23 protein-coding genes are annotated in these 20,308 nt (G+C 58.5%); 8 read left to right on the forward strand and 15 right to left on the reverse strand.

Annotation, left to right across the window (positions count from 1 at the left end):
• Positions 1–40 precede the first annotated feature (40 nt).
• Both M2366_RS14550 and M2366_RS14555 read right to left on the reverse strand, forming a co-directional pair.
• On the reverse strand, positions 41–697 hold the full coding sequence (locus tag M2366_RS14550; protein WP_005897690.1) for a response regulator transcription factor: 657 nt from the start codon (positions 695–697) through the stop codon (positions 41–43).
• 27 nt (positions 698–724) lie between these two features.
• The gene (locus tag M2366_RS14555) at positions 725–1,051 is read right to left on the reverse strand and encodes a PepSY domain-containing protein (RefSeq protein ID WP_224431760.1); all 327 of its coding nucleotides are present in this window, start codon (positions 1,049–1,051) and stop codon (positions 725–727) included.
• A 63-nt stretch (positions 1,052–1,114) separates the two neighbouring features.
• Here M2366_RS14555 and M2366_RS14560 point away from each other — a divergent pair, with 63 nt between their 5' ends.
• Positions 1,115–1,375 (forward strand): PepSY domain-containing protein, encoded by a 261-nt coding sequence (locus tag M2366_RS14560; protein ID WP_042039936.1) that lies wholly within the window; start codon positions 1,115–1,117, stop codon positions 1,373–1,375.
• A gap of 46 nt (positions 1,376–1,421) precedes the next feature.
• Here the strand turns inward: M2366_RS14560 and msrQ are convergent, their stop codons facing one another.
• Both msrQ and msrP read right to left on the reverse strand, forming a co-directional pair.
• Positions 1,422–2,084, reverse strand: coding sequence for a protein-methionine-sulfoxide reductase heme-binding subunit MsrQ (gene msrQ / locus M2366_RS14565; RefSeq protein ID WP_259270052.1), 663 nt, complete (start codon positions 2,082–2,084; stop codon positions 1,422–1,424).
• A gap of 58 nt (positions 2,085–2,142) precedes the next feature.
• Positions 2,143–3,153: a protein-methionine-sulfoxide reductase catalytic subunit MsrP gene (gene msrP, locus M2366_RS14570; protein ID WP_042039934.1), complete on the reverse strand. Its 1,011-nt coding sequence runs from the start codon at positions 3,151–3,153 to the stop codon at positions 2,143–2,145.
• A 393-nt stretch (positions 3,154–3,546) separates the two neighbouring features.
• Between msrP and M2366_RS14575 the strand changes: the two genes are divergently transcribed.
• Positions 3,547–4,035 (forward strand): DUF1097 domain-containing protein, encoded by a 489-nt coding sequence (locus M2366_RS14575; protein ID WP_042039933.1) that lies wholly within the window; start codon positions 3,547–3,549, stop codon positions 4,033–4,035.
• A 114-nt stretch (positions 4,036–4,149) separates the two neighbouring features.
• On the opposite strand, the gene M2366_RS14580 is transcribed toward M2366_RS14575, so the two are convergent.
• From M2366_RS14580 to M2366_RS14595, 4 genes are all read right to left on the reverse strand, one after another.
• The gene (locus M2366_RS14580; protein ID WP_259270053.1) at positions 4,150–5,430 is read right to left on the reverse strand and encodes a sigma 54-interacting transcriptional regulator; all 1,281 of its coding nucleotides are present in this window, start codon (positions 5,428–5,430) and stop codon (positions 4,150–4,152) included.
• Positions 5,427–5,945: a hypothetical protein gene (locus tag M2366_RS14585; RefSeq protein WP_198135211.1), complete on the reverse strand. Its 519-nt coding sequence runs from the start codon at positions 5,943–5,945 to the stop codon at positions 5,427–5,429. Before M2366_RS14585 ends, M2366_RS14580 begins: the two co-directional genes overlap by 4 nt.
• 5 nt (positions 5,946–5,950) lie before the next feature.
• Positions 5,951–7,351: a HAMP domain-containing sensor histidine kinase gene (locus M2366_RS14590; RefSeq protein WP_259237185.1), complete on the reverse strand. Its 1,401-nt coding sequence runs from the start codon at positions 7,349–7,351 to the stop codon at positions 5,951–5,953.
• 97 nt (positions 7,352–7,448) lie between these two features.
• Positions 7,449–7,541, reverse strand: a complete 93-nt coding sequence (locus M2366_RS14595) for a YnhF family membrane protein (protein ID WP_259270054.1) — start codon at positions 7,539–7,541, stop codon at positions 7,449–7,451.
• A gap of 127 nt (positions 7,542–7,668) precedes the next feature.
• On the opposite strand from M2366_RS14595, the gene M2366_RS14600 reads away from it, so the two are divergent.
• The gene (locus M2366_RS14600; protein WP_259270055.1) at positions 7,669–8,199 is read left to right on the forward strand and encodes a 2-amino-4-hydroxy-6-hydroxymethyldihydropteridine diphosphokinase; all 531 of its coding nucleotides are present in this window, start codon (positions 7,669–7,671) and stop codon (positions 8,197–8,199) included.
• On the opposite strand, the gene M2366_RS14605 is transcribed toward M2366_RS14600, so the two are convergent.
• Positions 8,125–8,829: an SDR family oxidoreductase gene (locus tag M2366_RS14605; RefSeq protein WP_259270056.1), complete on the reverse strand. Its 705-nt coding sequence runs from the start codon at positions 8,827–8,829 to the stop codon at positions 8,125–8,127. The genes M2366_RS14600 and M2366_RS14605 overlap by 75 nt on opposite strands.
• Before the next feature lie 180 nt (positions 8,830–9,009).
• Between M2366_RS14605 and M2366_RS14610 the strand changes: the two genes are divergently transcribed.
• A complete protein-coding gene (locus M2366_RS14610; protein WP_042039929.1) occupies positions 9,010–9,414 on the forward strand; it encodes a CBS domain-containing protein in 405 nt (134 codons plus the stop codon).
• A 100-nt stretch (positions 9,415–9,514) separates the two neighbouring features.
• The gene (locus tag M2366_RS14615) at positions 9,515–10,279 is read left to right on the forward strand and encodes an ABC transporter substrate-binding protein (protein WP_042039928.1); all 765 of its coding nucleotides are present in this window, start codon (positions 9,515–9,517) and stop codon (positions 10,277–10,279) included.
• Between the two features lie 324 nt (positions 10,280–10,603).
• Here M2366_RS14615 and asnC read toward each other — a convergent pair whose 3' ends face one another.
• On the reverse strand, positions 10,604–11,065 hold the full coding sequence (gene asnC / locus M2366_RS14620) for a transcriptional regulator AsnC (RefSeq protein ID WP_042039927.1): 462 nt from the start codon (positions 11,063–11,065) through the stop codon (positions 10,604–10,606).
• A gap of 155 nt (positions 11,066–11,220) precedes the next feature.
• On the opposite strand from asnC, the gene asnA reads away from it, so the two are divergent.
• Both asnA and add read left to right on the forward strand, forming a co-directional pair.
• Positions 11,221–12,213: an aspartate--ammonia ligase gene (gene asnA / locus M2366_RS14625; protein WP_259237183.1), complete on the forward strand. Its 993-nt coding sequence runs from the start codon at positions 11,221–11,223 to the stop codon at positions 12,211–12,213.
• Between the two features lie 505 nt (positions 12,214–12,718).
• The gene (add, locus tag M2366_RS14630; protein ID WP_224431750.1) at positions 12,719–13,720 is read left to right on the forward strand and encodes an adenosine deaminase; all 1,002 of its coding nucleotides are present in this window, start codon (positions 12,719–12,721) and stop codon (positions 13,718–13,720) included.
• A 90-nt stretch (positions 13,721–13,810) separates the two neighbouring features.
• On the opposite strand, the gene hemN is transcribed toward add, so the two are convergent.
• From hemN to M2366_RS14650, 4 genes are all read right to left on the reverse strand, one after another.
• On the reverse strand, positions 13,811–15,184 hold the full coding sequence (gene hemN / locus M2366_RS14635) for an oxygen-independent coproporphyrinogen III oxidase (protein WP_259270057.1): 1,374 nt from the start codon (positions 15,182–15,184) through the stop codon (positions 13,811–13,813).
• A 27-nt stretch (positions 15,185–15,211) separates the two neighbouring features.
• Positions 15,212–15,652, reverse strand: coding sequence for a DUF2489 domain-containing protein (locus M2366_RS14640; RefSeq protein ID WP_259237198.1), 441 nt, complete (start codon positions 15,650–15,652; stop codon positions 15,212–15,214).
• 11 nt (positions 15,653–15,663) lie between these two features.
• Entirely contained in the window at positions 15,664–16,230 is a 567-nt protein-coding gene (yihI, locus tag M2366_RS14645; RefSeq protein WP_042039923.1) for a Der GTPase-activating protein YihI, read from the reverse strand.
• Between the two features lie 802 nt (positions 16,231–17,032).
• The gene (locus tag M2366_RS14650) at positions 17,033–17,650 is read right to left on the reverse strand and encodes a cytochrome c (RefSeq protein ID WP_042039922.1); all 618 of its coding nucleotides are present in this window, start codon (positions 17,648–17,650) and stop codon (positions 17,033–17,035) included.
• 141 nt (positions 17,651–17,791) lie between these two features.
• Between M2366_RS14650 and yihA the strand changes: the two genes are divergently transcribed.
• Positions 17,792–18,442: a ribosome biogenesis GTP-binding protein YihA/YsxC gene (yihA, locus tag M2366_RS14655; RefSeq protein WP_042039921.1), complete on the forward strand. Its 651-nt coding sequence runs from the start codon at positions 17,792–17,794 to the stop codon at positions 18,440–18,442.
• A 1,024-nt stretch (positions 18,443–19,466) separates the two neighbouring features.
• Here the strand turns inward: yihA and aroE are convergent.
• Positions 19,467–20,288, reverse strand: coding sequence for a shikimate dehydrogenase (gene aroE, locus M2366_RS14660; protein ID WP_259270058.1), 822 nt, complete (start codon positions 20,286–20,288; stop codon positions 19,467–19,469).
• Between the last annotated feature and the right edge of the window lie 20 nt (positions 20,289–20,308).

Genomic DNA, 20,308 nt, shown 5'->3' on the forward strand with positions numbered 1-20,308 from the left:
GTGAAGAAACGCGGCCGTGAAGAAAGAACCCCGCTCGGCATCATTCGTTGATCCGGTAACCGAGACCGCGCACCGTCTCAATCAAGTCGGCATGGGTCTTCTTGCGAATGCGGCCGATGAAGACCTCCACCGTATTGGAGTCGCGGTCAAAGTCCTGAGCATAGATATGATCGATGAGCTCGCTGCGCGATACCACCTTGCCCTTATGCTGCATCAGATAACCCAGCACCCGGAACTCATGGGCCGTCAGCTTGATGGGCGTGCCCTCATACCAGACCTGTGAAGCGGCCATATCCAGACGCACGCCACCGATCTCCAGGATGGAGCTGGCATTGCCCGCGGCGCGGCGCACCAAGGCATGCACCCTGGCCACCAGCTCGGCAACCTGGAAGGGCTTGGTGAGATAGTCATCGGCCCCGGCGTTGAGCCCTTCTATCTTCTCGTGCAACTGGCCGCGAGCGGTCAGCACCAGCACCGGGGTCACCACCTCTTTGCTGCGCCACTCCTTGAGAATGCTCAACCCATCACGACCCGGCAGGCCGAGATCCAGAATGATGGCGTCATAGGGCTCGGTTTCCCCGAGAAAGCCCGCCTCGTTGCCATCATGGCAGAGGTCGGTGACAAAGCCGGACTGGCGCAGTTGCTCAGCCAGCTGGTTGGCCAGGGTCTTTTCATCTTCAACGATCAGAATGCGCATGAATGGGTCCAGTGAAAGAGGGCAAGATCACTCGGCGGCAGGGGCCGGCGGAAGAAAGAGATGTTCGAGATGATGGCCCTTGAGCCACACCATTTCCAGATTATCGGCGCGATAGCCGACCTTGATGACGCTATTTTCATGGTCGATCAGCTTGAGTTCGTAGAGCCAGACGCCCTGTTGCTCGGTCAAATCAACCCGCAATACCCGCCCCGGCAAGTGAGCCGCGGCAGCCATCACCTCATGGAAGGGTTTCACCCGTCCCTCGCTGACCGCCTGCTGCAACTGTGCCTCGCTCGGCTCACCATGGGCAAGCAGGGGCAGCAACAGGGCAAGCAGACCCAGGGCTCTATTCATGGGTGATTCATCTCCAGAAACCTAACATAATTGCGGTTATAGTCTGCCAGCCATGAATCCGGAATGAATATGATCCCGCGCACTGTTCTGCCCATCTGCGGCCTGCTGGCCAGCCTTTCTCCGCTCTGGGCGGGGGCTGCGCAAACACGGCTCGACATGGCCGAACTCATACGGCTGCTAGTGGCGCAAGGGTACCACGATATCCGGGAAGTCGAGCTCAATGCAGACCGTTTTGAGGTCGATACCCTGGACAAGGATCAACGCAGGGTGCATCTGGTGGTGGATGCCCATAGCGGCAAACTGCTCAGCCAGGAGCAGGATTAATCCCCCAACACCATTTTCCTGAGTCCCTCCATCAGAAAAGAGGCCATCAGGCCTCTTTTGCATTCATCTTGTCTCGTCCCTCTGCCCGGCCAGTGCCTGCCTGACGGGAGCGCCAGGGTTTGAGCAATTTGTCTCGCCGAGGCCAGAGCAGCGCCAGCGCCACCAGCAGATAGATGGCGGGCTCAACCCAACCGCTCTTGACCGACCACCAGTAGTGCACGGGTACCAGCAGGGCTACCCCGTAGATCCAGTTATGCAGCCTCTGCCAGCTCGGCCCCATGGCGCGCAGCAACCGCGGGATCGAGGTGATGCTGAGCAGCAGCAGCAGCAGCAGGGCGATGGCCCCGACCACGATGTAGTTGCGCTTGACCAGTTCCCCCCCTATCAGTCGCCAGTCGAACTGCAGATCCAGTCCCAACCAGATCATGAAGTGCAGCAGCGCCCAGGTGAAGCACCAGAGGCCGAGGGGACGGCGCAGCCGCATCAGCTGCCCCAACCGGAAGCGTTTGGCGAGCGGTGACACCAGCAGAGTCAACAACAGCAGATGCAAGGCTCCTTTGCCCAAGTAGTGGGTCAGCCCCTGCACGGGATCGCCACCGAGCAGGCCGGCGGGTACGGCATAACCGAGCCAGAGCAGAAAGGCGAACGCGGCTGAGTGCACCAGCCAGCGCAGCCGGTTTGCCTGGGTATTGGTGATCCTCAGGGTCATAGGGAGAAACCTCCATCATGGAAAGAGTGCGGCCATTTTGCCTGCGACACTGCGGGGATCAGTACCATTTGCGCAGGTCCATGCCCTGATAGAGGCTGGCAACGTCGTCGCCATAGCCGTTGAACATCAGCGTCGGCTGGCGCTTGGCACCGAAGATGCCGCCCTCACCGATGAAGCGCTCGCTGGCCTGGCTCCAGCGCGGGTGATCGACCTGAGGATTGACGTTGGCATAGAAGCCATATTCATTCGATGCCAGCAGGTTCCAGGTGGTCGGCGGCATCTCCTCCACCAGCTTGATGGAGACGATGCTCTTGATGCTCTTGAAGCCGTATTTCCAGGGCACCACCAGGCGAATGGGCGCACCATTCTGGCCCGGCAGCGTCTTGCCATAGAGGCCGACCGCCAGGAAAGCGAGGGGGTGCATGGCTTCGTCGATACGCAACCCTTCCACATAGGGATAATCGATGCCGCCTCCCAACGAAGAGCCCTGCCCCGGCAGCTGCTTGGGATCATAAAGGGTCTCGAAGGCGACGAATTTGGCGCGGCTGTTGGGTGCGGCCTGCTTGATGAGAGAGGCCAAAGAGATGCCGGTCCAGGGCAAGACCATGGACCAGGCCTCGACACAGCGCAGCCGATAGATACGCTCCTCGAGAGGTCCCTTGTTGATCATGTCCCAGACATCCAGGGTGAAAGGCTTATCTACCTCACCACCGACCTTGAGCGTCCAGGGTTCCGGCTTGAGGTAGTGGGCATTGCGAGCCGGATCCCCTTTGTCAGTCCCCAGCTCATAGAAGTTGTTGTGAGTGGTCGCCTTGTCATAGGGCGTCAAGACCAGACCTTCCGGGCGCGCGGCCGGCGTCACCTTGAGCGGCTTGCCTTCTGGTATCGATGGCGCTTTCTCTTTGAAGAGATCGAGCAAGCTCGCCTGGGCGGGAAAAGCCAGGCTGGCACCCAGGCCCGCTGCGCCTAGCCCCAAGCCTTTAAGAATAAGCCGTCGATCCTGATACACGGACTCGGGGGTGAGGTCACTTTCGGTCGGGTGATGGGAAGACGTGGATTTGATCAGCATGAAGGGCTCCCGCACAGAATATGGTGTTATTGATAAGACCGCGCCGGATCAGGATCCATTTCATCTTCCGTCAAGAAATGGCCGCCTGGGTCAAACTGCGCGAGGCTATTGGTAGTAAGGCAGCGCCTTGCACATGGTGCCAACCAGAAACAACATGATGAAGATCAGCAGGGGAACCAGGACGTTTGACGACATGAGACTCACTCCTTCAAGGCGACGGGGCCCATAACTATGGTGCACACCCCCGATGCCAGCCAGTGAACTTTTCGCGAGCGCAAGCGTATTCCTGCCGGGCATAATGTGATGGCGATCACAGCTCCCTCAGCACCAACTTGCCGCTTCTTTGCGCAGGCGTATCCTCGCGCCCTTTCCACCAAGATAGGGGTCGTCGCCATGTCTCCATTGATTGCCATTGCCCTTACCACGGGCATCCTCTCCGCCCTCTGGGGCTGGCTGGCCGTGGCGCTGGGTTTGATTTCCTGGGTCGGTTTTCTCGGCTGTACCAGCTACTTCGCCTCCAAGGGCGGCCTGCGGGCCCTGGGCCAGACCCTGCTCTGCAATGCCAGCGGCATGTTGTGGGGCCTGTTGCTGATCCATGGGGAGTCCTGGTGGGGAGCCGGTCTGGCCGGTTATCTGATGACGGGGGTGGTCGCCACCCTGATGTGCATGCAAGCCAAGCAGCACTGGCTCTCTTACATACCCGGCACCTTTGCCGGTTGCTGTGCCGCTTTTGGCGCCGCGGGTGACTGGCGGTTGATATTACCCTCCCTCGTCATCGGTGCCCTCTTCGGTTACCTGATGAAGGCGAGCGGCCTCTGGCTCTCCGCCCGCAGTCGCCCCATGGCAAAACCGGGCACCAACAAGATGAGCTCCTCGGCCTGAATCCGCCTCATCCCCCCGTCTAATCACCCTCGGCCGGCGCAAGGACCTCCCTTGCCAGCGGCGTGCCATCACCCGGCTGACCCGCGCCACTGCGGGTCAACGTCACCTCCCTCCCTAGCTCTTGGGTTTGAAATTCGCCGCCTCGATGGTGTGACGACTGAGCAGTTTGTAAAAGTCGGTGCGATTGCGACCCGCCATGTTGGCGGCCAGGGTGACGTTTCCCTCTGTGGTGCGCAGCAGGCGGATCAGGTACTCCTTCTCGAACTCGGCGCGCGCCTCGTTGAAGGAGGGGATGCCGCCACTGCTGCCGCTCAAGGCAGACTCCACCATGACAACACCTATCACCGGGCTGCTGCACAGGCTCGCCAGCTGCTCCACCAGGCTGGATAGCTGGCGCACGTTGCCAGGCCAGGCTGCACTGGCCAGCATGGCCAGCGCCTCGGGGGAGAAGCCCATCGCCAAACAGTCGGGGTGGCGGGCCTTGTAACCATCCAGGGCCTGACGGGCCAGCAGGGGAATGTCTTCACTGCGGGCGCACAGGGGAGGCAGGGTGATATTTGCCACGTTGAGGCGATAGAAGAGATCCTCTCGAAAGCGCCCCTCATCCATGGCCGCCACCAGGTCCTGATGGCTGGCACTCAATACCCGCACCTCGGCAGTCCCCTGGCCGTACTCCTGCAAGACTTGCAGCAGCTTGGCCTGCAGCGAGGCTGACAGGTTGCCTATCTCGTCGAGAAACAGGGTCGCGCCCTTGGCCTGGGCGAATATGCCACTGCGGCCATCCTCCCCGAACAGCTCCTGATCCAGCGCCTCCCAGGAGAGGGCCGCGCAATTAATGGCATAGAGCGGCTGCTCGCGCCTGGCGCTGGCCTGATGCAGGGTGTGCGCCATCAACCCCTTGCCGGAACCTGAGGGACCCAGGATCAGCACGGGCACCTCCATGGTGGCGATGGTGCTGGCCTGGATCAGGATCTGCTCCATCTGCGGATTGCGGGTCAGGATCTGGGACTGCCACTCCCGCTTCTGCTTGGGCCGGGTCAGGCTGAGTGCATGCTCGATCGTGCTCAGCAGCTCATCCTTGTCGATGGGCTTGGTGAGGAAACTGAACACCCCGGAGCGGGTCGCCTGAATGGCATCGGGAATGGTGCCATGGGCCGTCATGATGATAACGGGCATGCCGAGCCACTGGGTCTGGATCTTCTCGAACAGCGCCAGACCATCCATTCCCCCCATGCGCAGATCGCTCAGCACCAGATCGGCCCGTTGCTGACGCAGCCGATCGAGGGCCGCCTCGGCGCTATCGGCGTTATCCACCTCATAGCCCTGGCTGCGCAGCCGCATACTCATCAACTTGAGCAGGCTGCTATCGTCATCAACCAGCAGGATGCGGCTCATGGCCGGGTCCCGTCCGTCTCTTGATACTTGCGTTTGTTGAGCTGTTCATCGATAGCGGACAACTGCTCTATCTGGCGCTTGAGTCGCTGCACTTCCTGACTCTGGTTATCGCGCCGACCGTCCCGCTCCAGCAACTGTTCCCCCAGGGCTATCCAGCTACGCAGGAAGGCCTGGGCATCCAGGCCAAGCTCCGGTTGTAGCCCCTTGAGGGCATCGAGCCCGGCGCGACGGCTCGCCACCGATTCTGCCGGGTGGCTGTTAACCATGGCCAGGCTGACACGGCTCTCCAGATCGGGTTGGCCCTTCAGGCGATCGCGCTCTTGTTCGCGCTGCTGGGGCTGGCTGGCCAACAGCCAGTCAGAATACTGCAGGCGCACCTGCATCTCTTTATTGGCAAATTCCATCCGCTGTGCCAGCTCGGTGTCAGTGACCGAGGAGGGCTCCAGATGCGGCAACAGACCGCAGCCTGTCAGTATGGTCGCCAGGAAGGCGGGAAACATCAGTGGTTTGATCATAGGTATCACTTCAACGTCAACCGGAAACAGACGGGGGCCTGGGCATCGTCTACCAGGCTCAGCTCGCCGCCGAGGCTGATGGCAGACTCGCGGGCGATGGATAGCCCCATGCCAGACCCTTTCAATAATCCCTGCCGAGCGATACTGCCCTGCTCGAAGGGTTCGAAAATGCGTTCACGCTCATCCTGAGGAATAGGGTGGCCCTCATTGGCCACCTCCAGCCAGCTCTCTTGCCCGGCCTGACCGGAGCGGATCCAGATCTGCCCCCCCTGGGCGCCATAGCTGACCGCGTTGGAGAAGAGGTTGTCGACGATCAGCCGCAGCCGGTAAGGGTCGGCTTGCAGGACAAGATCCGTCTCTGGCAGATGAACCTTGACCTCTTTGGACTCGATGGCGAGTCGGTACTCGGCACACAGCTCCGTGAGCAGCGGCGTGAGCGCCACCGGCACCCGTTCGAACTCCTCTTGCTGACTCAAGCGGTTGAAGTCGAGCAGCCGTTCAATCAGGGTCTGCAGGCGGCGGCTGTTCTGCTCCAGCATCTGGCAGATCTCCTGCTGATCCGGATTGAGCGGTCCCACCAGCTGCTCCGAGAGCAGATCCGCCCCCTCCCGCAATACCGCCAGTGGCGTCTTGAGTTCGTGGGAAACATGGCGCAGGAACTGATACTTCTGCTGCTCAAGCTCCTTCAATTTGTCGTGCAGCCAGAGGATGCGCTCCCCCAGGACAACCAGCTCGGCCGGGCCGTCCACCGGCTGCTTATCCGGCTCTATGCCGGCGCCAAGACTGAGAATACGCGACTCTATCTGACGGACAGGGTGAATGATCAGATAAGTGAACAGCAGGATCAACAAAAGACTCAATAAGGCGACCAGGCCGCTGACCCACCAGATCTCCTTCATCAACTCATCGATGGCGAGCCGCACCCTGAGCAGATGTTCATCAACCTGGCTGCGGGTCGTCACCTCCAGCTCAGTGCTGACCTGGTCGAGCTCCTCGAAGCGGATACTGGTCGACTCCACCTTGGCCCGGGTCAGATCCTGCAGGCTGTCGAGCCAGCCGAGCAGCTCCCCCAGCTGGCCATAGACGGGAGCATTGGGGATGGAGATCTGGTGTTCGGCAAGCAGTTCACGATAGTGGGTCAGTTGTTGCTGATAGCTGGCGAGGATGCGGTTGTCCCCCAGCACAGCATAGCGACGCAGGGTACGCTCCAGATCGACCGCCAGATTGGTGAGCAAGGTGGCGCGCCGGGTATCGCGGACAGCCCGCTCCATCTCAACACTGGTGAGCTGACTCAGGTGTTCGAGGGCGCGGCTGTCATGCCAGATCATGCCGCCAAGTGGCATCAGCACCAGCACGAAGCCCATCAGGACGACTTGTAACAGTGAGCGCGGCCTTACCCGTGTCATCTTGTTCTCTCAGCTCATTATTGGGTTGGCAAGCATATCCGCAGTCGTGCAAAAAACAAAACCGGCCCAATGGCCGGTTTGATCGTCTCTAACCCGATCAGACGAAGAGCACGGCGATGGTACTGATGATAAATACCATGGCCAAGGCACCGCTCGCCGTCAGCAAAGCCCACTTCATTTCTATACTCATAACCCCTCCTTAGTTGCTCAATCAGAGCCCGATCACAACATACCTGGCCGATGTTAATGCATAGTTAAGGGGATTAACGTGAGCCAAGTAACCATTTCAGATGAGCCCTAACGCAAGGAATCGCGGCATGTTCTATCTGTGTAGCATAGGATCCAATCTCGAGCCTGATCACCATGTCGGTCAAGCACTCGGTGAACTACTGAAGCGCTTCCGGCGTGTGCAGCTCAGTTCGGTGATCCAGACCAAACCCGTCGGCATGCACTCATGCCATGACTTCCTCAACTGCCTGTTCGTGATCGAGAGCGAGGCCAGCCCTCAGCATCTGAAGGCGGAATTCGTGGCCATGGAGCAGGCCCACGGACGGGATCGCTCCGATCCCCTCTGCAAGGTGCATGACAGGCCCCTCGATATCGACATACTGGCGATGCGTGAGGATGACGACTTCCACGCAGCAGAAGTCGACGCCTATCTCAAGGACCTGCTGGCGGAACTCTATGGCGAGCAGGCCCTGAATGTGAAGAAAGTGGCCCTCACCCCTTGGGGTCTGCACCTGGGCCAGAGTCCCGTCACCCTCCGTCAGGAATCAGAGGCTGGCCAGGGAGCGGCCACCATCCACCTTGATGCTAGCCCCCGTCATATAGGTGTTGCTCAGCAGTAGTTGCACCGCCTGCCAGATAGGCTCCAGCCCCCCTTCCCGTGCCAGGGGTGTTTTGGCCAGCACCTGCTGACGCCAGGCGTCGCCATGCTCATCGAGAAACAGGATGGGGCCCGGTTCTATGGTATTGACCCGCACCCGTGGCGCCAACTCTCTGGCCAGGCTCATGGCCAGGGTGTGAGCCCCCGCCTTGGTCGCTACATAGCCGGCAAACTGCGGGGGAGGCGCATGAATATAGATGTCGGTGATCTGGATGATGCTGGCGTTATCGTTGCTGGCCAAGCGGGGGGCCAGCGCCTGATTGAGCGCGAAAGGTGCCGCCATGTGCACCTGATAGAAGCGATCGAGCTGGGCCAACCGACCGGCCGCATCTTCGGCCAGGGGCTCGAACGCCGAGGCGTTGTGAATGATGAGCCCCAGATCCGGGCAATGCGCCAGAGCGGCAGCCAGGGCGGCGACCTCCCTCGGCCGGGTGAAGTCGGCCTGGATGAGTTCAACCCCGAGGGCGCGCAATCTTTCCAGCTCGGGTCGCGCCGATCTGTACTGTCCCGTCACCTGCCAACCGGCGGCCACCAACTGCTCACACAGATAGAAGCCGAGTCGTCGGCCCACTCCCGTCACCAAGGCACGCATAGTCTCTCCCTTCCATACACAGGCCAGACGGGTGTCAAACTTGTCATGAAATTGCCCCGCCGATCGCATCTTGCATCCATCACCAATGGTATTGTCTATCAATCCTTGCGGCACCACCCATTGGCATCATCATGGCGACACCCTCATAGTGAAGCCAACCAGAACCGTGGAGCAATCAATATGTTACAAGTACGCGATCACCTGAGCCGCCTGAGCCATTCCCTTACACCACAGCAGGGGCTGGCCGCCGCCCTGGACAGTCTGCACGCCTCGGGACTGAGCGGCCTGCCGGTGCTGGACGACAAACAGCAACTGGTTGGCTTCTTGTCCGAGCAGGACTGCATCCCCAGCCTGCTGACGGGGACCTACCATTGCGATACCCGCACCCAGGTACAGGACATGATGAGCAAGACGCCGCTGTCCATCGGGCCGGATGAGAGCATACTGGATCTCGCTCGCCAGATGACCGGGGCCAAGCCGCGTATTTATCCCGTGGTTGAACAGGGCAAGGTGATTGGCATCATCAGTCGCCGCCAGGTGATGCAGGCCCTCAACCAGCAGCTCAAGGGTTGCCAGCAGACCTAGTCAGAGGAGTCCCTTATTTCAGGATTGGCCAGGGACGGTCGATCTTCTGTTAAACAGCCGCGGTCGATGCACCGCCATGGATGGCTTTTGGAGAAGCAGATTGCGGACCTTGTCTCTGTTATGCCTATTACTGTCGTTCGCCCTGCCCGCCAAGACCCTGGTCATTGGTGGCATGCTGGAGCCGCCGCTCAAATACCTGGATGCACAGCAGACACCGGCGGGAATGGATGTCGAGTTGTTGACCGAGATCTTCACCGCCCTCAAGGTGCCCATTCGCATCGAACTGACCGATTCGGGCGCCAGGCTCACCCGCAACGCCAAGATGGGTGAGTATGATCTCTTGATGAGCCTCTCCTACAAAGCGGAGCGAGATAGCTATCTGCTCTACCCCACGCAAGCCCATATCCGCCACAGCTGGCACTTCTTCGTCCGCAAGCAGGACAAGGATCGCATCCGCTATCGGGTCCTGAGCGATCTCAAGCCCTGGCGCATCGGTATCACCAAGGATTATGCCTACACCCCTGAACTCAGTGCGGCCGTGCATGATCCGGCGTACCACTTCCAGGAGATCCCCCTCAACCAGCTACAGTTGCGCAAACTGGTCGCCGGCCGGATCGATCTGGTGCCCATGTCCCTGGTCAGCGCCTTTGGCCAGATCCGGGAGGAGCACCTGGAAGAGAGCGTCGACTATTTGCCCCAACCACTCAACGCCAGCCTCTACTATCACGTCTGGTGCAAGGCGCGGGCCGATGACCAGACCCAGGCCCTGATGGCGGCCTATGATGCCCAACTGCTGCAGATGAAACAGGATGGCCGGCTCCAGGCACTGTTCGCCAAGTACGGCATTCCCTATCTCGAGCCCTGATCACTCACCACTCGCTATCGGCCGACGGCCTTGTTCCATCACTCAGGGCTGCACGTCTCTCAATATCGGGTTCTGCAGCGAGATCAGGGTTTCCATGGGAAATGGATCTCATCCCATACACCGGAGCGGGCAATCATCAGGGCTTAACATCTCGCAGGATCGGGTTCTGCAGCGAGATCAGGGTTTCCATGGGAAATGGATCTCATCCCATGCACCGGAGCGGGCAATCATCAGGGCTTCACATCTCGCAGGATCGGGTTCTGCAACGAGATCAGGGTTTCCATGGGAAATGGATCTCATCCCATGCACCGGAGCGGGCAATCATCAGGGCTTCACATCTCGCAGGATCGGGTTCTGCAGCGAGATCAGGGTTTCCGTCGACTGGATCTCGTCTATGGTCTGGATCTTGTGGATCAGCACCGTCTGCAACTCGTCGATGGAGCGGGTCATCACCTTGATGAAGATGCTGTAGTTGCCCGTGGTGTAATAGGCCTCGACCACCTCGTCCAGGGCCTGCAATCTGGCCAGGGCCGAGGGATAGTCCTTGGCACTCTTGAGATTGATGCCAATAAAGCAACAGACGTCATAGCCGAGGCGCTTGGCGTTGACCTGTACCCGGGTGCCTTCGATGATCCCCGCCTGTTTCATCTTCTCCACCCGCACATGAATGGTGCCGGGGCTGACGGCGAGTTGCTTGGCCAACTCGGCGTAAGGAATGCGGGCATTGTCCATCAGGGCGCTGAGGATGGCCTGATCGAGATTATCGATCCGATAATTTTCTGGCACTTTTTTGCTCTCTCATTGTCGATACCTCATTAAAATAGCACTTATTTTGATGATAAAAATAGATAAATGGTATTTTCATTATCGAATATTGAATTAAGTGTCACTTCTGTTGAAGAATCGCCACACATCACGGCAGTCAGAGACAGGAAACCACAATGAAACAGCACTACATTCGCAGCCAACAGCAGATCAGCTTCGTCAAAGAGATGTTCTCCCGCCAACTCGCCCAGCAGCTGGGCCTGATGGAGGTGCAAGCCCCCATCCTGAGCCGGGTCGGCGATGGCACCCAGGACAACCTCTCCGGCTGTGAGAATGCGGTGCAGGTCAAGGTGAAGACCCTGCCTGAACACAGCTATGAAGTGGTGCACTCCCTGGCCAAGTGGAAACGCCAGACCCTGGGCCGCTTCGGCTTCGCCCCGGGTGAAGGCATTTACACCCACATGAAGGCCCTGCGCCCGGACGAAGACCGCCTGACGCCCATCCACTCCGTCTACGTGGATCAGTGGGACTGGGAGAAGGTGATGCCGAGCGAGCGTCGGGATCTCGCCTACCTGCAAGACACGGTGCGCGGCATCTGGACCGCCATCAAGGCCACCGAGCGGGCGGTCTGCGCCGAACATGAACTGACCCCCTTCCTGCCGGGCGAAATCCAGTTCCTGCACAGCGAAGCGCTGCTGGCCCGCTATCCGGATCTGGATGCCAAGGGGCGCGAGCGCGCCATCGCCAAGGAGCTGGGGGCCGTCTTCCTGATGGGTATTGGTGGCGCCCTCTCCCACGGCGAGCGCCACGATGTACGTGCCCCGGACTATGACGACTGGAGCAGCGAGAGCGAACTGGGCCTGGCCGGTCTGAACGGTGACATCCTGGTGTGGAACCCGGTGCTGGAAGACAGCTTCGAGATCTCCTCCATGGGGATCCGGGTTGACGCCGAGGCCCTGCGCCGCCAGCTCGCCATCACGGGGGATGAAGATCGCCTGGGTTATGAGTGGCATCAGGATCTGTTGGCAGAACGCATGCCGCAAACCATAGGTGGCGGTATTGGCCAATCCCGTCTGGCCATGTTGCTCCTGCAGAAAGAGCACATAGGACAGGTACAAGTCGGTGTCTGGCCGGCCGAGATGAAGGCCGGCATCCCCGGCATGCTGTAAGCAGGTGCATGTATTGCGGCTGGCCAGCTTGTTGCCACCAAGTAGCAGGCGAGTCAGAGGCAAAGAGAGTGGCAGTCCGATATGAAAGAGCGCATGTCGGACATGCTGTAAGGCGCTGGTAAACCACGCCGAACCGGGGTCAGCCCCTGCGACCCGCTCAACCCACCTCAGGTCGCATCACTACATTCCTCCTATTATTTTCACTGCCATGCAGTCCCGCCCGGCCCTGATGGCCGGGTTTTTCTTATCTCCGGGCAGTGCTCGAGGAGACCGGCAGTGCGGCTTCAGCTGCCTCTGGCAGCCCTCCTCACCCGCAACCATGGTTGTCGGCCAGCAACCGGTTGTTGGACGGCATCACCTGGCGTGCCAGAAAAACGCTTACCATCACGCCCCCAACACACCGGCTGTGATTCAACCCCCTTTGATTTCAAACAGGGTATCTTTTTTGTCATCCCTGCCTAAAATGACTAGCTTCTCATTCATCGGCTCGAAGAAGGCACCCCTCATGATTGACAGATCCCTCCCCCTGACCGACCTCCATCGTCACCTGGACGGCAACATCCGGGCCCAGACCATCCTCGAGCTCGGCCGTCAGCACAACATCGCCCTGCCCGCCTTTGAGCTGGAGGCACTGCGCCCCCATGTGCAGATAGTCGAGAACGAACCCAGCCTGGTCGCCTTTCTGAAGAAGCTCGATTGGGGGGTGGCCGTGCTGGCAGATTATGACGCCTGTCGCCGGGTCGCTTACGAAAATGCCGAAGACCTGCTGCGCGCCGGTATCGACTACGCCGAGCTGCGCTTCAGTCCCGCTTACATGGCCATGGCCCACAAGCTGGATCCCCAAGGGGTGGTTGAGGCGGTGATAGACGGCGTCCAGGCGGGCTGCCGCGACGTTGGTGTCAAGGCCAAGCTCATCGGTATCATGAGCCGCACCTTTGGCACCGAGCAGTGCCGCCGCGAACTGGAAGCCTGTCTGGCGCACAGCAACCAGCTGGTCGCCATCGATCTGGCCGGTGATGAGCTCGGCTTCCCTGGCGAGCTCTTTACCGACCATTTTCGCCGGGTGCGTGATGCCGGTTTGCAGGTCACCGTCCATGCCGGCGAGGCGGCGGGCCCCGAGAGCATGTGGCAGGCGATCCGCGACCTCGGTGCGACTCGTATCGGCCACGGGGTCAAGGCGGTGCAGGATCCCCGCTTGATGGACTATCTGGCCGAGCACGGCATCGGCATCGAGTCCTGCCTCACCTCCAACCTGCAGACCAGCACGGTCGAGAGCCTGCAGAGCCACCCCATTCGTCAGTTCCTGGACCATGGTGTGCTCGCCTGCCTCAACACCGACGATCCTGCGGTGGAAGGCATAGAGCTGCGTCATGAATACGAGGTAGCGGCCCCGGCGGCCGGTCTCACCGCCAGCCAGATACGCACCGCCCAGGAAAATGGCCTCAAGCTCGCCTTCCTGAGCAAGCAGGAAAAAGCCGCACTGGCCGCCAGTGCCGTCGCTCGCTGACGCCTCATCAAGCCGAGGCTCGATTCAGCAGCAATAAAAAACCGCCTGTATGGCGGTTTTTTATTGCTTGGCCAGCCGCTCGCAGCCGGGTCAGATCACCCGGGAGAACTGCTGAGCCCGCGCCGCATTGCGCAGATAGACATCGAAGCACATACAGATGTTGCGAATGAGCAGTTGACCCGTGCCGATCACCTCCAGGCCGGTGTCGGTCAATCGCACCAGACCATCATCGACGAAGGTCTGCAGCAGCTTGAGATCTTCCGCAAAGTACGTGTTGAAGACCAGGTCATGGGCCTGCTCGACGGCGGTAAACTCCAGAGAGAAGTCGCAGATGAGCCGCTTGATCACCTCCCGGCGGATAAGGTCATCGGGCTTGAGCGCGCAGCCTTTCCATTGGGCATGCCCTCGCGCTTCCACCTGGGCGTAATAGGCCTTGAGATCCTTCTGATTCTGGGAGTAGGCATCCCCCATCATGCTGATCGAGGAGACCCCCAGCCCCAGCAGGTCGCAATCCCCCTGGGTGGTGTAGCCCTGGAAGTTGCGATGCAGCTTGCCCTCACGCTGGGCCACCGCCAGCTCGTCATCGGGCTTGGCGAAGTGATCCATGCCGATGAACTGATAACCCTGACCGGTCAGGAAGGCGATGGTGTCCTGCAGCATGGCCAGCTTCTCCCGAGGCGCCGGCATGTCCGCCTCTTTCAGCTTGTGCTGGGCGGCAAACCGGCTCGGCAGGTGGGCATAGTTGAAGATGGAGAGCCGGGCCGGATCCGTTTTCAGCACCTCTTCCAGGGTGTGGTGGAAGCTCTCCCGGTTCTGGTGCGGCAGGCCATAGATGAGGTCGAGATTGGTGGAGCGGAACCCCAATGCCCGGGCGTGCTCCAGCATGGCGCGGATGAAGTCGTTGTCCTGCTCGCGGTTGACCGCCCGCTGCACCTGCTTGTTGAAGTCCTGTACCCCCAGGCTGATGCGGTTAAAGCCCAGCTCCCGCAGTACATCCAGCATATGCAGCTCAATCTCGCGCGGATCCACTTCGATGCTGATTTCGCCAGCGTCTGCGAAGTGAAAATGGGTGCGCAGCATGGCCATCAGACGTCGGCTCTGGGCCTCGTCCAGATAGGTGGGTGTGCCGCCGCCCCAATGGAGCTGGGTCACGGTACGGCCGGCAAACAGCGGAGCCTGGGCGGCAATTTCCCGCTCCAGATAATCGAGATACTGATCGGCCTTGTGCTGATGACGAGTGATCACCTTGTTGCAGCCGCAGTAGTAGCAGAGCTTGTGGCAGAAGGGGATGTGCACGTAGAGGGAGAGGTTGCGATCGGGATACTGGCCTGCGGCGTGCACGAAGTCCGGATAACCGAACGTTTCGTTGAACTCCAGGGCGGTGGGATAGGAGGTATAACGGGGGCCGCTGTGATTGTATTTCTCGATCAGCGCCTGATCCCACACTAGGGGTTCGACTCGCACACTTGTTTCCTCATGGGTTGGCCGGGATCAGTGACCCAGCTGGAAATCCTTCAACAGGGCGACATCCTTGAGGATCTGCGCCTCCAATTCAACCTCGTAGCCGCTGCGCTCCAGATCCATCTTCATGATCTCGTTGCGCTTGAACGCCTTGCGGGCCTCATGGGTCGGCATATCCTTCACCTTCTCGTACAGATCGTACAAACCGGGGAACTCCTCGGCGAAGGCTCGTCCCTCTTTGATCTGCAGGGCATTGAGCAGGTTGGTCAGTCGTATGGCCCCTTCCGAATAGTCACACTGGCCATCACGCACCGCATGGGCGATGAGCCGCACGCTGTCGAGGATGCGCTCGTTGCGCTCGCGAATGGCCCTTGCCTGTAGCTCGCCCTGACGACGCACCCGGGCCAGCAGCATGCCCGCATAGATGGCCAAACCCAGTAAAATAAGGCTACCCGCCAGGGTAGCCAGTATCAGCGCCGTGCTCACTTCTTCTTGGGCTCAACGGGTTGTGGCTGATAGTCGGCCTTGTTGAAGCGATCCCACAGATCTTCTTCGGTCGCCGGGGCCTGGGCCTCTTCGAAGTCATCCATGATCGCCGGCTCCTCCTCATCCTCGTCATCTATGATGCCGAGTTCGTCCATCAGTTCCTGATAACGATCGACCCGCTGATCGACCCAAGCCTGATCGGCGGCGCTCAGGGTCTCACCCTCATCCAGACGATCGAGGAAGTCGTTGAGGCGATCGTCGTTCTCGATGGCGGCCAGCTCCTGCTCGGGAGTCAGCTTGAGGATCTTCTCTCTGGGGGCTTTGGCTGGCTTCGGCTTGCTCTGTTTGTCATCCACAATCAAGACGACCGGCTTGCGGGAGCCCAGACGGGGATCCTGCGCCTGTTTGTTGCCACTGTTTTTGGGCTCGGCAACCTGCTGGCGAGTCCCTGCCTTCAAGCCTTTGCGCTTGGCAGCACGTTTACGCTCGCGGCCTTCCAGGGCGCTGGTATCTGATTCTTTGCGCTTACCGGTGGGTTTGCGAGTGGGTTGTTTGGCAGACATGAATGACTCCGGGACATTGCTGAATATATAAAACCCGTCACAAGACACTTGGGGCGTCTGGCGGGATAGGATGCTGACAGTGAATAATGAGGACGAGCACAGGATCCAGCATCATTTGTGCCTCGCAAGGCAGCTGAACACCGCAGGATCGGTATCCTCTGGGCATGTTGCTGGTATTTTGACACAAAATGTCGGCCCGGGTTAATCATCCAATAGAAAAAAGGCAGCCGAAGCTGCCCCGATATGCTTGTGCGAGTCCTATTCCTGTCGATGTCGCCCTTCCCTGACGCCTCGCTTCATATCTTTTTATGGTCATCCTGACCTTATTGATCGTTCCTGAATATGCGTGTGCTTGCTTGACTCGACGCTCTACTCGCCTGTAACGCGTCAAGGTGGTTGCGTCCCGCATCACCCTCTCTTCCCGAGAGGTCACCATCCTGATCTTTCACTCCCTTGCCTGGCACCCTGCCATTCCCGGCGTCCTGCCCTCACCACTCCCTGGGTGAAGCCTTGACCCAATCCTTGGGCCGTTTCCTTGTCACCACTTTACCAAGTTCGATGACTGGCTCAATCTGAGCTCAGTCTCAAGGGAAGGGGCCAAACTGCATAGGCAATGAATAACCAATTAAAAAATAATAACTTTATTTTATTTAATGCAATTTTTTCAGCTTGGGCCACCGAGGGAAATGGTGGATCTCGCACAGGGAAGCTGGTCAAAGCCACCGAAAACAAAACAGGGAGCCCAAGGGCTCCCTGTTTGTTGCGCTGATGCAATCACAGCAAAGATTCTGTCGCGCGCCAGTTAGTGCAACCCTGGCACATATTTGGACAAAATCTCGATGTCCTTGTCCGTCAGCTTCTTGGCGATGTCTCGCATCATGCCATTGGGATCATTGTCGCGGGTGGCGGCACGGAAGCCTTCCAGCTGCGCCTTGATGTAGGCAGGATGTTGACCGGACAGGCTGGGGTACTTCGCCTGCTCTACACCGGCACCACGGGGGCCATGACAAGAAGAACAAGCAGGCAGACCGCGGCTCATGTCACCGCCCATATAGAGCGCCTTGCCAGCGGCAACGACCTCATCAGGAACGGCAACCGGTGTAATTTGTTGGCTGGAGAAGTAGGCGGCCAGGTCGTCCATATCCTGCTCTGACAGGGGCAAAGCCATGGCTCCCATGATGGGAGAAGCGCGACCCGTGTTACCAGAAGCGGCAGCCTTCAGTTCCACTAATTGTTTTTTAATATATGATGCGTGCTGGCCAGTGAGCTTGGGGTAAATATCAGCCGGGCTGTTTCCGTCCGGTCCATGACATGCAGCGCAGACCGCCGACTTGGTTTGTCCCGCAGCGGCATCGCCTGTGGCTTGTGCCATCCCCGTTACGCCAACCATCAGAGCAAGAGTAATGACTAGGTTCTTCATGGCGTTCCAACTTCTCGTTATTAGGCTTCCGATCCCATGCCGCTGAAGGCATGTTAAAATAAACGCGTTTAAGCGACGCCATTTTACACGATTTCACAAAAAAGTAACTCTATAACCCTCTCTCTCCATGGGGAATTTACGTTGGATACACAAACTCTGAATTTCAATAAGGTGCATTTTGTGACCAGCGCACCCGACATCCGTCACCTACCAAATGATGGGGGTGTCGAGATTGCGTTTGCCGGGCGTTCCAACGCAGGCAAGTCATCAGCATTGAACACCTTAACCAAGCACAAGAACCTGGCCCGGACCAGTAAAACCCCCGGCCGGACCCAGTTGATCAACCTGTTTGAACTGGAACCAGGCAAACGTCTGGTCGACTTGCCGGGTTATGGTTATGCCCAGGTTCCGCTGGAAATGAAGCTAAAGTGGCAAAAGTCGCTGGCCGAATATTTGCAGCGTCGTGAGTCTTTGAAAGGTCTGGTGATCCTGATGGATATTCGCCATCCACTCAAGGAAACCGACATGAACATGCTGGAGTGGAGCTCTCACCGCGAACTGCCTGTCATGCTGCTGCTGACCAAGGCGGACAAGCTGAGCCCAGGCCCGCGTAACACCCAGGTGATCAAGGTGCGTCAGGCGGTTGCCAATCTGGGTCCCCAGATCCAGGTCGAGGCATTCTCCTCCCTCAATCAGATCGGGCTGGAAAAGCTGGCGCAGACCCTGACTGGCTGGTACCTCGCGGGTGACACCGCTGAAGGGAACTTCGACGTCGAGCATGACGCCGATTAAACCCCGCCATTTTTCAATTAGCGGAGCTGGGCTCCGCTAATTGAAACCCTTTCCCCCACCTGCTCACCTGCTCACCTGCTCACCTGCTCGATGGTTTCCATTCGAGGGTGTTTATGCAATTCATTGTTTTAAATAGATAAAATATTTAATTCTCTTTAAGAATAAACAATTAAGCAACTTGATAACGTTTTCATATCTTCACTGATGAAGGGCAATAAAAAACAGTTCCATACAGAAAACTGTAATTAAATTACCAAAAGAGACCGCGGCAGGCGCGAGACAGGCACAAAAATGAGGCCAGTACCCTGCATAGGGTACCGGCCTGAAGAAGCAATGCAAAATTGGGAAGAAATGGGTCTTGAGAACAAATGACAACTGGGTTTACCCAAGAAACCGCTCTATTTTATCAAAGAGTCGCCATTTTTAAAGTTTTTACTCTAAATCGGACGCATAAAAAAACACCCCGACGAGAACTCATCGGGGCAGCTATTCAGCCACATTCAATTACGTGAAATAAAAGGTCTGAAAGATAGAACATCTTACCTCTGTACCCTACGTCAATAACTGTACATCAAAGCGGCAAAAAAGTGAAAGTAATTTATGTAACAAAGTTTCACTGAAGTTCAATGTGACTTTTCTTTATAATTTTCAAGTGGATAAAAAAAACCCCAGTACGAATACCGGGGTGTTATAAAGGTGACTAACTAGCACTTCCTCAACTATCTAGTTAGTCAGCGCGATAATGACAAAGTTCCACTCTCCTGAAAAAAAACTTGGCTGGTCTAGACAAAAAGAACGATGAATAAAGTAAGGCATTGATATTTATTCGTTTTAATGGGGTAGCATGTCAATGTCGAGTCGAAGAAGGCTCTGAGGAAGTCCTTATACCGCAGTATGTACAGATCTAGTTTCCCCACCGATAGCGATGCATGTAGCCAGGGATCCGAGCCCCCATCCGTAGCATGGGGAAAGAGGGCCGCTGCGCGGTCCCCTGCCCCATCGCCTGGTCTGGAAATGCTCTACGTCATCCCCCTTCCAGGTTACGTTTCAGTTCCCGTAGCACCTGGGTTGTGCCAGGGCGTATGCCCCGCCAAATGGTGAAGGCCTCGGCGGCTTGTTGCACCAGCATGCCGAGCCCATCCATGATCTTGCGCGCGCCTTGTTCCCTGGCCCAGGCATTGAATGCCGTGTCATCTGCGCCATACATCATGTCATACACGGCAACATCATCATGGATGAGCGTGGGCGAGATCGCTGGCAGAGCCCCCTGCAGACTGGCTGAGGTGGAGTTGATCACCAGGTCGAACGGCCCCGTGAGCGCATCATATTGCGCCGCGACTATAGGCCCCAGGCTGGCGAAACGCTGGGCCAGCTGAGCCGCCTTGTCATGGGTACGGTTGGCGACAACCAGAGCGCTGGGCCCTTCCGCCAGCAGGGGAGCGATGGCACCACGAGCCGCGCCACCCGCGCCGAGCAGCAGAATGCGACTCTCGGCCAGGGTAATTCCCTGAGCCTTGAGGTCAGCCACCAGACCGGCCCCATCCGTATTGTCGCCAAGCAGCAGGCCATCATCGGTCAGCTTGATGGTGTTGATGGCCCCCGCCAGCTTGGCACGCGGGCTCAGGCTGTCGACCAGGGCGAACGCCTGCTCCTTGAAAGGCACGGTAATATTGCAACCCTTGCCTCCCTCGGCAAAGAAGCGGCGCAGCGCAGCGGCAAACTCGTCCGGCTCGGGATCGGCCAGTCCATACTCCAGCTGCTGCTGGGTCTGCCTGGCAAACAGGGTGTGAATGAAGGGCGACTTGCTGTGTCGCACCGGGTGACCGAATACCGCATACCTGTCCATCACGAGTGTCCATCTAGGAA

The organism is Aeromonas sp. BIGb0405 (assembly GCF_024807335.1).
Taxonomy (GTDB): Bacteria; Pseudomonadota; Gammaproteobacteria; order Enterobacterales; family Aeromonadaceae; genus Aeromonas; species Aeromonas rivuli.